Raw genomic sequence first — 15,068 nt, 5'->3', positions numbered from 1 at the left:
CCGGATCAACGCCGTACGGCACGGGCCGCGAGCACCGCGATGTCGTCCTCGGAGCCGATGGCGAGGCGGTCGAGGACGGTGTCGACGATCTTGTCCAGCGGATCGGCCGGCGACAGGGACAGACCCGTCAGACGGGCCAGGCCCCGGTCGATGTCCTCACCGCGCCGCTCCACCAGTCCGTCGGTGTACAGCAGCAGCACACCGCCGCGTTCCGGGGTGACGCGCTGCTCGTACCGGCCGAGCCCGCTGCCCAGCGGCGGCCCGACCGGCACCGGAACCAGCTCCATCCCGCCCTCGGGGGACAGCCAGACCGGCGGCAGGTGCCCGGCGCTGGCATAGGTGAGCGTGGCGACGTCCGCGTCACCGAGCGCGAGGAAGCAGGTAGCCACCCGCTCGAAACCGGAGTCCGAGACCATCCGGTCCGCGTGCTCCAGAATCCGGCGCGGGGAGAGCCCCGCGCGGGCCAGCGCCCGAAGCGTCGAACGGTAGTGGCTCATGGCCACCGCCGCGTCCACGCCGTGGCCCATCACATCCCCGATGACCAGCATCGTACGGCCGTCGGGCAGGGCCAGGACGTCGTACCAGTCGCCGCCGATCAGCGAACCGTCGTCGGCGGGCCGGTAGCGCCCGGTGGTCTCCACACCGGCGTGCTGCTGCAACTGGCCGGGCTCGGACAACAGCGCCCGCTGCAACTCCAGGGCCATGGTGTGCTCACGCTGGAAGCGGACCGCCCGCTCCAGGGCGCGCGCGGCGCGGGCGGCGAGTTCGCGGGCGACCGTGGCGTCCTCGTTCGAGAACGGCCCGGAGTCCCCGGCCCGGGCCAGCTGCAGGCTGCCGAGGTACCGGCCGTCCGAGACCAACGGCGCCAGGAGCACCGAGTGGACACCTGCGGTCAGACACGCGCGGGCCGGCGGCCAGCTGGGGACCAGCGCCCGCCACTGTGCGGAGGTGATCGCGTTGCGCCGCAGGACCCGGCCCGCCGCCAGGTTCCGCCGGGTCCCGGCGCCGCGCGGCCAGCCGACCAGTTCGCCGCGCGCGTCCAGCGCCGCGAGCCCGGTGACCAGACCCGGCCGGGTCGCGTACGCGGCGAGCCGGGTGGGCACCCGCCGCCCCGACGCCGTGTCCGGCGGATTGAGCTCCACCCCGGCCGCGTCCGCCAGCTCCGGGACGACGAACTCCGCCAGCTCCCGGCAGGTCCCGGCGACATCGGTGCCGGTGCCGATCCGGGACGCGGCCGCGTCCAGCAGCGCGAGGCGCCGATGGGCGCGCTCCAGCTCGTACACGTACTGCTGCGGCTCACTGATCTCCAGGCCCACCCCCGCGACGCCCACCACCTTGCCCGTGCTGTCCACCAGCCGGTGGTACACACACCGCCACTCCCGCACCTGGTACGGCGAGTCCACCCAGGTCCGCCCGGTGACGATGGTCTCCCGGGGCCGTCCGTCGTGCAGGATGTCCCGCAGCAGCTGCTCCGACCGCTGGATGTGCGGCAGCACCTCGTGGAGGGTGTGCCCGAGGTACGCGGCGGCGGGCAGGCCGGTCATCCGGGCCATGTGCGGATTGACGTACAGATAGCGCAGATCGGTGTCGAGGACCGCGAAACCGACGGCCGCGTCCTCGACGATGCCGCGCAGCAGGTCGATGTAGCCGATGTCGAGGGGCGGTGCGCCCGAGGAGGCCGGTCGTCGCGAGGAGGTGTCCCTGTCCACCCGGTCCTCCTCGCCTGCCCCCGCCCACGGCCGCCCTCATCCTCCACCAGGTCCCGGTGCCGCGCATCCCGGGGCAGCCCGTACGCGCCCGCTCACATCGCCGGGTGCCGGTCTGTGCGGTGGCCTTAACCCCCGTTGATCAGGAGCGGTGACGCGGGTGTAATCACCGGTGCATACGGTCGGAGCCCAAGAGCAGAGGCTGACCAGCAGGAACAGGGGGCGCCCGTGGCCGCGCCGGACTCGCGCAGCACCGACACCGGCAGGGTGCGGACGGTCTGCTCCTACTGCGGGGTCGGCTGCGGCATCGTCCTGGACATCGCCGGCGGCCCGGACGGCCGCCGTACCGTCCTCAAGGCCTCCGGCGACAAGGAGCACCCGGCGAACTTCGGCCGGCTGTGCACCAAGGGCGCCACCACCGCCGACCTGCTCGCCGCGCCCGGCCGGCTGACCACCGCCCTGCTGCGGCCCGAGCGGGGCGAGGAAGCCGTCCCCACGGCCGTGGACACGGCGGTCGCCGAGACCGCGCGACGGCTGCGTGCGATCGTCGACGAGCACGGACCGGACGCGGTCGCCCTCTATGTCTCCGGCCAGATGAGCCTGGAGGCCCAGTACCTCGCGAACAAGCTCACCAAGGGCTACCTGCGCACCAACAACATCGAGTCGAACTCCCGGCTGTGCATGGCCAGCGCCGGCACCGGCTACAAGCTCTCCCTCGGCGCCGACGGCCCGCCCGGCTCCTACGAGGACCTCGACAAGGCGGACGTCTTCCTGGTCATCGGCGCCAACATGGCCGACTGCCACCCCATCCTCTTCCTGCGCCTGATGGACCGGGTGAAGGCAGGCGCGAAACTGATCGTCGTCGACCCGCGCCGCACCGCCACCGCCGCGAAGGCCGACCTGTTCCTCCAGGTCGAACCCGGCACCGACCTCGCCCTCCTCAACGGCCTGCTCCACCTCCTGCACGAGAACGGGCACACCGATCCCGAGTTCATCGCCGCCTACACCGAGGGCTGGGAGGAGATGCCGGAGTTCCTCGCCGACTACCCGCCCGCCGCCGTCGCCGCGATCACCGGCATCCCCGAGGCCGACCTGCGCGCGGCCGCGCGGCTGATCGGCGAGGCGGGGGAGTGGACCAGCTGCTGGACCATGGGCCTCAACCAGTCCACCCACGGCACCTGGAACACCAACGCGCTGGTCAACCTGCACCTCGCCACCGGCAGGATCTGCCGCCCCGGGAGCGGGCCCTTCTCCCTCACCGGCCAGCCCAACGCCATGGGCGGCCGGGAGATGGGGTACATGGGCCCTGGCCTGCCCGGCCAGCGGTCGGTCCTGGTCGACGCCGACCGGGCCTTCGCCGAGGACGTGTGGGGGCTGGACCCCGGCACCGTCCGCGCCGACGGCGTCGGCAAGGGCACCGTCGAGATGTTCCGGAAGATGGCCGACGGCGAGATCAAGGCCTGCTGGATCATCTGCACCAACCCGGTCGCCTCCGTCGGCAACCGGCGGACCGTCATCGAGGGCCTGGAGGCCGCCGAGCTCGTCGTCACCCAGGACGTCTTCACCGACACCGAGACCAACGCCTACGCCGACATCGTGCTGCCCGCCGCCCTGTGGACCGAGTCCGAGGGTGTCCTCGTCAACAGCGAGCGCAACCTCACCCTCGCCCGCCCCGCCGTCGACCCGCCCGGCGAGGCCACCGCCGACTGGCGGCTGATCGCCGCCGTCGCCCGCGCGATGGGCTTCGAGGACGGCTTCTGCTACGACAGCGCCGAGCAGATCTTCGAGGAGATCAAGCGCTTCCACAACCCGGGGACCGGCTACGACCTGCGCGGGGTCAGCTACGACCGGCTGCGTAGCACCCCGGTGCAGTGGCCCGCGGCCACCGCCGGGGGACCCGACCGCAACCCGATCCGGTACGTCAACCCCGACGGCACCCTCACCTTCGCCACTGCCTCCGGCCGCGCCGTCTTCCACCCCCGCCCGCACCTGGACCCCGCCGAGATGCCCGACGGCGACTACCCGTTCGTCCTGAACACCGGCCGCCTCCAGCACCAGTGGCACACCCTCACCAAGACCGCGAAGGTCGCCAAGCTCAACAAGCTCAACCCGGGCCCGTTCGTCGAGGTCCACCCCGAGGACGCGGCCGCGCTCGGCCTCACCGACGGCGACTCCGTCGAGGTCGCCTCGCGGCGCGGCCGGGCCGTGTTGCCGGCCGTCGTCACCGACCGGGTGCTGCCCGGCTCCTGCTTCGCACCCTTCCACTGGAACGACCTGTTCGGCGAGTACCTCAGCGTCAACGCCGTGACCAGCGACGCGATCGACCCGCTGTCCTTCCAGCCCGAGCTGAAGGTGTGCGCGGTGTCGCTGACCAAGGTGTCCACACCGGTGAGCGTGCAGGTGCCGGGTATCGAGGAGACCCCGGCCGCGCTGTCCACAGCCGCCCCCGCCTCCGCCGCTGCCGCCTCCGTCTTCGGACTCGACCCCGCCCCGCCGCCGGTCCTCACCGAACCCGAACGGCAGTACCTGGTCGGTTTCCTCGCCGGCATCCCGGCCGGCGCACCCGGCGTCCCTGTGCTGCCCCCGGACGCGCCGTTCAGCCCCGAACACGCCCGGTGGGTCAACGGCACCCTCGCCGGCCTGTACTCCCGTTCACCGGCGCCGGAGGCCACGCAGGCGGCGCCGGCCACCCGCCAGGTGGTGATCCTCTGGGCCTCGCAGACCGGCAACGCCGAGGACTTCGCCGCCACCACCGCAGAGCGCCTCACCGCCGGCGGCCACCCGGCCTCCCTGGTCGCCATGGACGAGGCCGATCCGGCCGCCCTGCCCACGGGCGCCGACCTGCTGCTGATCACCAGCACCTTCGGCGACGGCGACGCCCCCGACAACGGCGCCGGCTTCTGGGACGGCCTCGCCGCCCTGGACGCCGGGCGCCTGGCCGGGCGCCGGTACGCCGTCCTGGCCTTCGGCGACTCCTCCTACGACGACTTCTGCGGGCACGGACGGCGCCTGGACCGTCGTATGGACGAACTCGGCGCGGTCCGGCTCGCCCCGCGCGCCGACTGCGAACCCGACTACGAGACACAGGCGGAGTCCTGGCTGGACCAGGTGCTGGCCGCCCTCAAGGACGGCGCCGCCGCGGCGGCCCCCGCCTCCGCCCCGGCCCCCGTCTCCACCCCGGCCCCCGTCTCCACCCCGGCGCCCGTCTCCGCCCTGGCGCCCGCCCGGCCCCGGCGCCCCGCCCCCACCACCGCCCGGCTCGTCGGCAACCGGCTGCTCAGCCTGCCCGGCGCCGGCAAGGAGGTGCGCCGCTTCACCTTCGACACCCGCGACAGCGAGACCCCGCTGGTCTACGAGGCGGGCGACGCGCTCGCGGTCCGCCCTCGCAACTCCCCGGAGCTGGTGGCGGAGTGGCTGACCGTCACCGGCCTCGACGGCGCGACCGGCGTGAGTGTCGACGGAGTCGGTGAAGTCCCGCTCTCCGAGGCCCTGTCGCGGCACCTCGACATCACCCGGATCACCCCCGACCTGCTCCGCTTCGCCGCCGATCGCGTCCGGGACCCGCGCGAGCTGCGCAAACTGCTGCGCCCCGACAACAAGGACGAGCTGGCCAAGTGGTCCTGGGGGCGGCAGGCCGTCGACGTCGCCGCCGAGTTCGGGATCCGCGCCGACGCCGGGGAGTGGGCGGGTGTCCTCGGCAGGCTGCAACCGCGTCTGTACTCGATCTCGTCCAGCCCGCTCACCGACCCCCACCTGGTCTCGACCACCGTTTCCGTCGTCCGCTACGAGAACCTGCACGGCAGGCCCCGGCAGGGCGTCTGCTCGCCGTTCCTCGCCGACGCCGAGCCCGGCACCCCGGTCCCGGTGCACGTCCAGCGCTCCCCGCACTTCCGCCCGCCCGCCGACCCGGCGACGCCCATGGTGATGGTCGGCCCCGGCACCGGCGTGGCGCCGTTCGTCGGCTTCCTCCAGGAGCGCCGCGCCCGTGGCCACCGCGCCCCGAACTGGCTGTTCTTCGGCGAACAGCACCGGGCCACCGACTTCTACTACGAGCAGGAGCTCACCGCCCTGCTCGCCGAGGGCACCCTGAGCCGCCTCGACACCGCCTTCTCCCGCGACCAGCGGGCCAAGGTCTACGTCCAGGACCGGATGCGCGAACACGGCCCGCTGCTGTGGTCCTGGCTCCGGGACGGCGCCCACTTCTACGTCTGCGGCGACGCCTCCCGGATGGCAAGGGACGTCGACCGCGCCCTGAAGGACATCGCCACCGTGCACGGCGGACTGACCGAGGACGAGGCGGCCGCGTACGTCAAACAGCTGGCCGCGGAGCGGCGTTACGTCCGGGACGTCTACTGATTCCGCATCAGCTGCCGCATGGTGAGCGCCAGTTGCAGCCGGAACAGGCCCTGCGGGGTACGCACCGACCAGCCCAGCAGATGCTCCGCGTGCGTCAACCGGTCCTGGAGCGTGGAGTGATGGACGCTGACCTCGGCGGCCGCCGCCCGCAGGCTCGTCGTCGACGCGATGGCGTGCAGCGTGCGCAGCATCCAGGGCGCGTCCGCGGCCGCGGCCTCCACGGCCCGGACGTCCGGCGTGGATTCGGCGCCGGGTACGGCGAGACCGGCGAGCAGCGCGACACCGCCCAGCTCGTCGGCGTGCACGACGGCCGGCCCCGGCTCCTGCGCGCGTCCGTCGGAGGCGAACCGCAGCGCGGTGCGGGCCGCCGCCCAGGAGCGGGGGAGATCCGCCACGGCCACCGCCGGACCCACGCCGGCGCGCCCCGCCGACGGCACCTGCTGCCCGTCCGCCACGATCCGCGGCGGACCGCCGGCCACCGCCACCGCCCGCACGGACGGGCCGCCGGTGTCCAGACCGAGCCGCCGAGCCGCGTGCAGCCGGGCCGGCAGTGGAGCGCCGGCGTCCAGGACCGTCTCGACCAGCGCCGGATCGTCCACCGGCGCCGCCGGTGCCCGGCCCCGGGTGCGGTCGAGCACGGACCGTACGGCCGCCGAGGCCCGCTCCAGGATCACCGCGTCGACGACGCTCGGCCCCTCGGAGCCGGCCCGCTCCAGCCAGAGCGCCGGCGGGCCGCCCGGCGCCAGCGGCGCACCCGGCCAGCCGGGATCGGGCGCGCCGGCGCTGTCCTTCCGCCGTCCGTCCGGCTCCACCCGCAGCCGGACCCGTCGCTCCTCGTCGACCAGCCGCGCCGGACAGCCGGCGAGCACGGCGGCTCCGCGCACCAGCGCCTCCAGACCGGCCCGGGTCTCGGCCAGCCGGTCGAAGTAGGCGATCACCGCGACGGCGGCCCCGGCATCCGGGTCGACCGCGGCCAGTCGCCCCGCCAGCTCCTTCATACCGCCATGATGCGCCATCCGGCGGTACGGCGAGGAGAGCCGGGCGCGGCAGGCAACCGTTACGGACGCCCGTCCCTCCTAGCTGTCGAGACACAGCGTCGACACAGGCACCGACCGACAGGAGCCCTCGCTTGGACCGCAACGAGCCCGCGCGGGCCGCCGCCGGACCGTCCCGCCGAAGATTCATGGTCTACACGGTGGCCGCGGGAACCCTCACGGTCGCCGCCCCGCTCGGCTGCGACGCCCCACGGGCCGACGGCGCAACCCCGGCCTCCGACGTCGTGGTGACCGGCACCGACGAGGAGATGCTCGTCCTGGAGGTCACCGCCGCCAACCAGGTCGTCGTACGGCTGCCCCGGGTCGAGGTCGGCCAGGGCATCACCACCGCCGTCGCGATGATGATCGCCGAGGAGCTCGACGCCCGCCTCGCCGACGTGCGGATCCCGCTCGCCGACGCCCGTAGCAAGGGCAACCAGTACACCGGCGGGTCCAGTTCGGTCAGCTCGCTGTACGGCCCGGCCCGGCGGCTGGCGGCCACCGCGCGCGCCCGGCTGGTGACCGCGGCCGCCCGCCGCTGGCGGCTTCCCGCCCACACCCTGCGCACCTGGAACACCCGGGTCGTCGCCCCCGACGGCCGGACGGCCACCTTCGGCTCCCTCACCGCGAGCGCCGCCCGGATCCACGTCCCGGAGGTGTCCAGCAAGCCCAAGCCGGCCTCCCGGCACCGGGTGATCGGGAAACCGACGACCAGGATCGACGCCCGGGACATCGTCACCGGTGCCGCGAAGTACGCGGGGGACCTGGCGGTCGCCGGGGCGAAACCGACGGTGGTGGCCCGGCCGCCGACCCTGCGCGGCAAGCTGCTCTCCCTGGACGACACGGCGGCCCGCGCCCTGCCCGGCGTCCACGCGGTGGTGCGGATCCCCGGCGGTGTCGCCGTGGTGGCGGACACCTTCCACCACGCCTTCCAGGGCCGGGACGCGCTGCGGATCACCTGGGCCGCCGGCCCGCTCGCGCCCCTGTCGGACAAGGAGATCCGGGCCCGGCTGCGGGCCGCGGTGCCCCGGCCCGGCACTCCGCCGCGCGGATCGACGCAGATCGAGGGCGAGTTCGCGTTCGCCTTCGTCAGCCACGCCCCGATGGAGGTGCTCACCGCGGTCGCCGACGTCCGCGGCGACCGGGCCGAGCTGTGGTTCTCCTCCCAGACCCCGACGGACGCCCGCGACACCGTCGCGGACCTGCTGGGGCTGGCGGCCTCGGCCGTACGGGTCCATGTGGTGCGCGGCGGCGGCTCGTTCGGGCGGCGGCTCAACTTCGACGCGGCCATCGAGGCCGCGCTCATCTCCAAGGCGGCCCGCAGGCCCGTGAAGCTGATGTGGAGCCGCAACGACGACACCCGGCACGGCAGGATGCGCCCCGCGAGCCACCACCGGATCCGGGCCAGTGTCGCCGGCGGCCGGGTGGTGGCCTTCCAGCATCTGACGGCCTCGGTGGGGGAGTCCTCCGACGAGACCGGCCTGACCGCACAGGCCGCCGGGGTGCGACCGCTGCCCAGCGACAGCGGGCTCTACAACTTCGGCCGCGTGGGCGGCGATTCGGGCGGCATCGAGCTGCCGATGCCGCTGGGCGCCTGGCGCTCGGTGGACTCCGGGACGATGCGCACGGCCGAGGAGATCGTCGTCGACGACGTCGCCCGTGCGCTGGGCCGGGACCCGGTCGCCTTCCGCCGCACCACCCTGCGGAGCAAGACGGTGAAAGCCGTCCTCGCCAAGGCGGCGGCCGCCGGCCACTGGGGCCGCGCGATGCCCGCCGGCACCGCACAGGGCGTCGCCGTCCACGAGGAGTACGGATCCGCCGTCGCCTGCCTGGCCGAGATCGACGCCACCGACCCGAAGAACCCCCGCGTCACCAAGGTGGTGATGGCCGCCGACGTCGGTACGGCCGTCAACCCGCGCGGCCTGGAGGCACAGCTGATGGGCACCGCCGTCGACGGCATCTCCACGGTGCTGCGGGCCGGCCTGCACATCGACCGGGGTGCGGTGCGCGAGGGCAGCTTCGCCGACTTCCACTACGCCCGCCAGCGACACGCCCCCCTCGCGTTCGAGGCGCACGTCCTGCCCTCGGGCGGGGAACCGGGCGGCGCAGGCGAACTCGGCGTCCCCGCGGCGGCGGGGGCGGTCGCCAACGCCTACGCCCGCGCCACCGGCACGAAACCCCGCAGCTTCCCCCTCGACTTCTGACCAGCCGTCTCCCAACTCCCAGAAGGCACCGATGCGTTCGTACTCCTTCGTCCTCAACGGCGAACCGGTCACCGTCGAGGCACCCGCCGACATGCCCCTGCTCTGGGTGCTGCGCGACCTGCTCGGCGTCACCGGCCCCAAGTACGGCTGCGGAGTGGGCGTCTGCCGCGCCTGCACCAGCCACCTCGACGGCGCGGAGATCCAGCCGTGCACGGTCCCGGTCGCCGACTGCGCGGACCGCGAGGTCACCACCATCGAGGGCCTCGCCGACGGTGACACCCTGCACCCCGTCCAACAGGCCTGGCTGGACTGCGACGTGGCCCAGTGCGGCTTCTGCCAGCCCGGCCAGATCATGGCGGCCGCCGCCCTCCTGAAACGCACCCCGCACCCGACGGACGCCGACATCGACCGCATCGAGAACGTCTGCCGCTGCGGCACCTACTCCAGGATCAGGGAGGCGATCAAGAGGGCGTCGGCGAACGGGGGCTGAGAGCGCGCCGACCGAGGCCGAGGACCACGCCGGGAGACGACGGCCGGCACCGGCCGTCGTACCGCCACTCCTCCTCCGGTCGCCCGAGCGGCGACCAAAGAGACCTACGCGTAGACGATCGGCCGACGCCCCGGCGACCGCCCCCGCTCCACGATGGATCCATCCGACGAGCGGGAGGCATCACGTGAGGACAGCACGGGGGAGTGCGGTCGCCGCCCTGGCCGTGGCGGCCGTACTGGCATCGACGGCCGGCGCACCGGTCCCGCACCATCCATCCACCACCCGGCTCTACGTGGCTCCCTGGGGCGACGACCAGGGGCCCGGCACCCTCGACCACCCCTTCGCCACCCCGGCCCGCGCCCAGCGGGCGGTAAGGGCCCTGGCCCCGCGCATGACCGCGGACATCACGGTCAGCCTGCGCGGCGGCACCTACCGCCTGACCGCCCCCCTGCGCCTGACCCCGGCCGACTCGGGCCGGTACGGCCACCGGGTCGTCTACCAGGCGTACGGCTACGGCACCGCGCACCAGGAGCAGGTCACCCTCAGCGGCGGCCGCCCGGTCACCGGCTGGCGCCCGGCCCCCGGGCAGCCCGGCGTCCGGCGGGCCGACGTCGGATCCCTGGAGATCCGTCAGCTGTATGTCAACGGCCGCCGGGCCCCGCGCGCGGCCCGGGGCGCACCCCTGCCCGGGAAGCTGAAACTGACGGCCACCGGCTACACCACCACCAGCAGGACCCCGCTCACCTGGCGCCACCCGGCCGACCTCGAAGTCGTCTACCGCTACGACTACGTGGAGGGCCGGTGCGGTGTGGCCGGGATCTCCGCGACCGCCACCGGCAGGACCACGATCACCATGGACCAGCCGTGCTGGAGGATGGCCCGCGCCCTGTACGGAGCGGACGCCCTGACACAGACCCATGACGTGGAGAACGCCCCGAACTTCCTCGGCGGGAGCGGAAGTTGGTACCTGGACCGATCCCGCCCCGCCCACCACACCCTGCTCTACCGCCCCCGCCCGGGCGAGGACATGACCCGAACCGAGGTCACGGCCCCCACCCTCCAGACCCTGCTCAGCGGGACCGGCAGCTCCGCCGCGCACCCCGTGCGCGACCTCACCCTCCGCGGCCTGACCTTCGCCCACGCCACCTGGCTGGCGCCGAACGAGCCGGCCGGTTTCGCCGCCGCCTGGAGCATGTACATGCGCCCCGGCAAGGGGGGTGACATCACGGCCCTCACAGTGCCCGGCAACGTCACCTTCCGGCACGCCGAGCACATCACCCTCACCGGCAACCGCTTCACCCATCTGGGCGCCCAGGGCGTCGACTTCGCCGCCGACAGCTCGCACAACACGGTCAGCGGCAATGTCTTCACGGACATCTCCGACGGCGGCATCGCCCTGGGCGTCCTGCCCCCGGCGACCCGTGGCACGAACACGGGCAACCGTGTCACGGACAACTGGATCCACCACGTCGGCGCCGAGTACCGTGCGGCCTCCGGCATCTGGAACAGCGCCACCCAGGACACCCTCATCGCCCACAACCAGGTCGACCACGTCCCGTACACCGGCATCCTCTCCGGTCCCAGCGAGGACCTGCGCGGCCTGACCCGCCGCAACCGCGTCCTCGGCAACCGGGTCTTCGCCACGAACCGCCTGCTGGCCGACGGCGGCGGCATCTACCTGCGCGGCGAACAGGGCCCCTCCTACCCGGACGGCGCCCTGGTGGCCCGCAACTCCGTCACCGACAGCGCCCACGGCGTCTGGAACGTCGGCATCTACACCGACGACTCCAGCAACCGCATCACCGTCCGCGACAACGTCGTCCACGACTACGTGGCCTCGATCGGCGGCTGCAGCGAGAACTGGGGCAACCGCCCGGTCCGCAACATCCGCTACGTGAACAACTACTGGGACGACAAGGTCCCCAGCTGGCTCGCCCGCCGCCCCTACCCCGGCGCCTGGCCCCCCGCCCCCGACTGCGGCGACCCCCAGCACCTCCACTTCATCCACAACACCCTCCTCACCCCGACCCACCCCTGCGCATCCCTCCCCACCTGCGCCACCATCACAGCCAACGCGGGCCCAAGGCCGCCGTACCGCCGGACACTGGGGCTGCGCTGACTGTCCGCCCCTCGCCGATTCTCAGTCCGCCAGGAGTCGTCGAAGCCACTCCAGGTGGGCCGCCCTCGCCGACTGGGACAGGGCGGCCTGGGGGGCGAAGCCGTCGAAGCCGTGGAAGCCGCCGGGCCAGACGTGGAGTTCTGCGATGCCGCCCGACTGCCAGATGCGGGAGGCGTAGTCGACCGTCTCGTCGCGGAAGGTCTCGGCGGAGCCGACGTCGAGGAAGGCCGGAGGGAGGTTCGTGAGGTCGGTGGCGCGGGCCGGGGCCGCGTAGGGGGAGACGTCGGGGCCGCCGCGGGCCTCGCCGAGGAGGGCGGTCCAGCCGGTCTCGTTGGCCGTGCGGTCCCAGACGCCGAGGCCCTTCATCTGGTGGCTGGACGGGGTGTCGTTGCGGTCGTCGAGCATCGGGCACATCAGCATCTGGCCGACGACCGAGGGTCCCTGACGGTCCCTCAGAAGGAGGGCCAGGGCCGCGGTGAGGCCGCCGCCCGCACTCGCCCCGGCGATCACGATCCGCTCGGCGTCGGCGCCGAACTCCTTCGCGTGCTCCGCCGTCCACAGCAGCCCGGCGTACACGTCCTCGACCGGCGCCGGATGCGGATGCTCGGGCGCCAGCCGGTACTCCACCGACACCACCACCGCGCCCAGTTCCCGCGCCCAGGCCAGCGGGAGGTCCACCCCCACCCGGTTGTTGCCGATCACCATGCCCCCGCCGTGCACGTGGTAGATCACCGGCAGCGGGGTGGGGCGGGCAGGGGCGGTGGGCCGGCAGATCAGCAGGGAGATCTCGGGGGCGCCCACCGGGCCGGGCACCGTGCGGTCCGCCACCTCGAACGCCCCGTCCAGGGTGAGGTCGATGTCGGCGAGCAGTTGTATCCCCTCGTTCTGCCGGACCGCGGGTATCTCGTCCAGCGTGAACCCCGGGGAGACCATCTCCCGGATCAGCTCCAGGGCGGCGGCGAGTTCGGGGTCGAACGGGGGCGGTACGGAGGTCATGGCGGCTCCTCGCGGCGGTGGTGCACTGCGGCTCGTACGGCCATGGTCCGCGCGCCCCGCCGGCAGCCGGGGCCGCCGGACGGCGGAAGCTCCCCGCCATCCGGCGGGTGGTCCACCGTATCGATCCGACTTCCCCACCCTTTCATGCCCCTTTGTCCAGCCGTGTCGTCGCCTGGCCGCCGGCCGTAGTCGGCCTGAGCCTGCTGGTCGCCGTGGACTTCCTCATCGGCGGCCCGCTCAAGCGGCTGGTGGGCCTGTCCTACGGGCTGTCGGTCATCCTCGGCCTCCTCGTGCTCGTCCGCGCGGTCACCATCGTCGCCGGCCCGTACGCGCCGAGGACACGGCCGTGCGGCGACATCTGAACCTTGACTTCGAGAGCGCTCGAAGTTCTAGCGTCGGACGGACAGAACACGATCCGGGTGGAACGGAGAACGGCCATGCGCGTGGGCGTGCACATCAACCGGTTCAACCATCCTGGCGGCGGCCCCGCACTGGGTGCCGAACTCGCCGCCGCCGGTGCCGCGGCCGAGGCGGCGGGCGTCAGCTGGGTCTCGGTGATGGACCACTACTTCCAGATGGAGTTCAACGGCGGCGCCGAGGACCCCATGCTGGAGGCCTACACCACCCTCGGCTACCTCGCCGGCCGCACCACCACCGTCCAGCTCGGCGCCCTGGTGACCGGGGTGACCTACCGGCACCCCGGACTTCTCGCCAAGATCGCCACCACCCTCGACGTGGTCTCGGGCGGGCGGGCCACGCTGGGTATCGGGGCCGCCTGGTACGACCGTGAGCACCACGGTCTCGGCGTGCCGTACCCGCCGCTCGCGGAGCGCTTCGAGCGGCTGGAGGAGACCCTGCGGATCTGCCTGCAGATGTGGGATCCGGAGAACAACGGCCCCTTCGAGGGCAAGCACTACCGGCTCGCGGAGACGCTCTGCAATCCGGCGCCGGTCAGCTCGCCGCATCCGGAGATCATGATCGGCGGCGGGGGAGAGAAGAAGACCCTGCGGCTGGTCGCCCAGTACGCGGACGCCTGCAATCTGATTCCCTCCTCGGCGGAGGAGCTGCGGCACAAGCTGGAGGTGCTGCGCGGGCACTGCGACACCGTCGGGCGCGACTACGACACCATCCGCAAGACCATCGCGTACACCGGGGACGCGGCCACCGACGGAGACCTGGACGCCTTCACCCGGGACATCGAGGGGTACGCCAAGCTCGGCGTCGACACCGTCATCGTGGGCCCGCGCCTGGGGGAGACCTCGGGGTGGATGGAGAGCTTCGTGGCCCCCGCCGTCGAACGGCTCGGCGCGATCGACTGAGACCCGATCGGCCGAGATGCGATCGACTGGGACCCGATCGGCCGAGATGTGATCGTCTGAGACCCGATCGGCCGAGATGCGATCGACTGGGACCCGATCGGCCGAGATGCGATCGGTCGAGACGTGATCGGTCCAGACGTGAAGACGTGATCGGCTGAGACGTGAAGGGGCCGGGGCTCATCGAGCCCCGGCCCCTTCGTCAGGCGGTGCCTCAGGCGGCGATGCCCACGTTGCCGTGCAGACGCGCGACGACCTCGGTCAGCTGGGCGGCGACCTCGGAGTCGTCGGCCGGGTGGGTCTCGGCGAAGCGGGTCACCGAGCCGGGGATCGACAGCTTGATGTCCTCGATCACCTTGCCGCCGGCGATGCCCACGGCCTTGCGGGCCTCGTCCTGCGCCCACACGCCGCCGTACTGGCCGAAGGCGGTGCCGATGACGGCGACCGGCTTGCCGCCGAAGCCGCTGGCGCCGTAGGGGCGGGACAGCCAGTCGATGGCGTTCTTCAGGACGGCCGGGATCGTGCCGTTGTACTCGGGGGAGAAGAACAGGAACGCGTCGGCGGCCTGGGCGGCCTCGCGCAGCTTCGCGGCGGCGGCCGGGACGCTGCCCTCGACGTCGATGTCCTCGTTGTAGAAGGGGATGTCGGCCAGGCCCTCGAAGACCTCGACCTCGGCACCCTCGGGGGCGAGCTTGACGGCCGCCTCGGCGAGCTGGCGGTTGTGCGAACCGGCGCGAAGGCTGCCGACGAGCGCAAGGATGCGGACAGACATGGGGGAACTCCAAGGGGGGCTGAAACACTGCTGTTACGAATCCGGACCGGGGTCCGGTTAATTTCTAACACCTCA

10 protein-coding genes are annotated in these 15,068 nt (G+C 73.3%); 6 read left to right on the top strand and 4 right to left on the bottom strand.

Annotated features, from left to right (window positions below; all coding sequences use genetic code 11):
- Positions 1-5: 5 nt before the first annotated feature.
- Entirely contained in the window at positions 6-1,709 is a 1,704-nt protein-coding gene (locus ACZ5K7_RS19540) for a SpoIIE family protein phosphatase (RefSeq protein WP_450972973.1), read from the bottom strand.
- Between the two features lie 225 nt (positions 1,710-1,934).
- Here ACZ5K7_RS19540 and ACZ5K7_RS19535 point away from each other — a divergent pair, with 225 nt between their 5' ends.
- On the top strand, positions 1,935-6,062 hold the full coding sequence (locus ACZ5K7_RS19535) for a molybdopterin-dependent oxidoreductase (protein WP_468914833.1): 4,128 nt from the start codon (positions 1,935-1,937) through the stop codon (positions 6,060-6,062).
- Here ACZ5K7_RS19535 and ACZ5K7_RS19530 read toward each other — a convergent pair.
- Positions 6,056-7,060 (bottom strand): helix-turn-helix domain-containing protein, encoded by a 1,005-nt coding sequence (locus ACZ5K7_RS19530; protein ID WP_468914831.1) that lies wholly within the window; start codon positions 7,058-7,060, stop codon positions 6,056-6,058. The genes ACZ5K7_RS19535 and ACZ5K7_RS19530 overlap by 7 nt on opposite strands.
- Before the next feature lie 185 nt (positions 7,061-7,245).
- Here ACZ5K7_RS19530 and ACZ5K7_RS19525 point away from each other — a divergent pair, with 185 nt between their 5' ends.
- The 3 genes from ACZ5K7_RS19525 (at position 7,246) to ACZ5K7_RS19515 (ending at position 11,909) form a co-directional block, all read left to right on the top strand.
- Positions 7,246-9,300, top strand: a complete 2,055-nt coding sequence (locus ACZ5K7_RS19525; protein ID WP_468914942.1) for a xanthine dehydrogenase family protein molybdopterin-binding subunit — start codon at positions 7,246-7,248, stop codon at positions 9,298-9,300.
- Positions 9,301-9,331: 31 nt separating this feature from the next.
- Positions 9,332-9,790, top strand: a complete 459-nt coding sequence (locus ACZ5K7_RS19520; protein WP_468914830.1) for a (2Fe-2S)-binding protein — start codon at positions 9,332-9,334, stop codon at positions 9,788-9,790.
- 184 nt (positions 9,791-9,974) lie between these two features.
- On the top strand, positions 9,975-11,909 hold the full coding sequence (locus ACZ5K7_RS19515; protein ID WP_468914828.1) for a right-handed parallel beta-helix repeat-containing protein: 1,935 nt from the start codon (positions 9,975-9,977) through the stop codon (positions 11,907-11,909).
- Between the two features lie 21 nt (positions 11,910-11,930).
- On the opposite strand, the gene ACZ5K7_RS19510 is transcribed toward ACZ5K7_RS19515, so the two are convergent.
- Entirely contained in the window at positions 11,931-12,905 is a 975-nt protein-coding gene (locus ACZ5K7_RS19510) for an alpha/beta hydrolase (protein ID WP_468914826.1), read from the bottom strand.
- A 152-nt stretch (positions 12,906-13,057) separates the two neighbouring features.
- Here ACZ5K7_RS19510 and ACZ5K7_RS19505 point away from each other — a divergent pair, with 152 nt between their 5' ends.
- Positions 13,058-13,267, top strand: coding sequence for a hypothetical protein (locus ACZ5K7_RS19505; RefSeq protein WP_468914824.1), 210 nt, complete (start codon positions 13,058-13,060; stop codon positions 13,265-13,267).
- Positions 13,268-13,342: 75 nt separating this feature from the next.
- Complete coding sequence (locus ACZ5K7_RS19500; protein WP_468914822.1) at positions 13,343-14,224, top strand: LLM class F420-dependent oxidoreductase; 882 nt, start codon at positions 13,343-13,345, stop codon at positions 14,222-14,224.
- Positions 14,225-14,435: 211 nt separating this feature from the next.
- Here ACZ5K7_RS19500 and ACZ5K7_RS19495 read toward each other — a convergent pair whose 3' ends face one another.
- On the bottom strand, positions 14,436-14,993 hold the full coding sequence (locus ACZ5K7_RS19495) for an NAD(P)H-dependent oxidoreductase (RefSeq protein ID WP_351704207.1): 558 nt from the start codon (positions 14,991-14,993) through the stop codon (positions 14,436-14,438).
- Positions 14,994-15,068 lie beyond the last annotated feature (75 nt).

The organism is Streptomyces sp. NPDC031497, from assembly GCF_055580905.1.
Note: the sequence above shows the minus strand (reverse complement) of the source record. Positions and strands in the feature narration are given on the sequence as shown.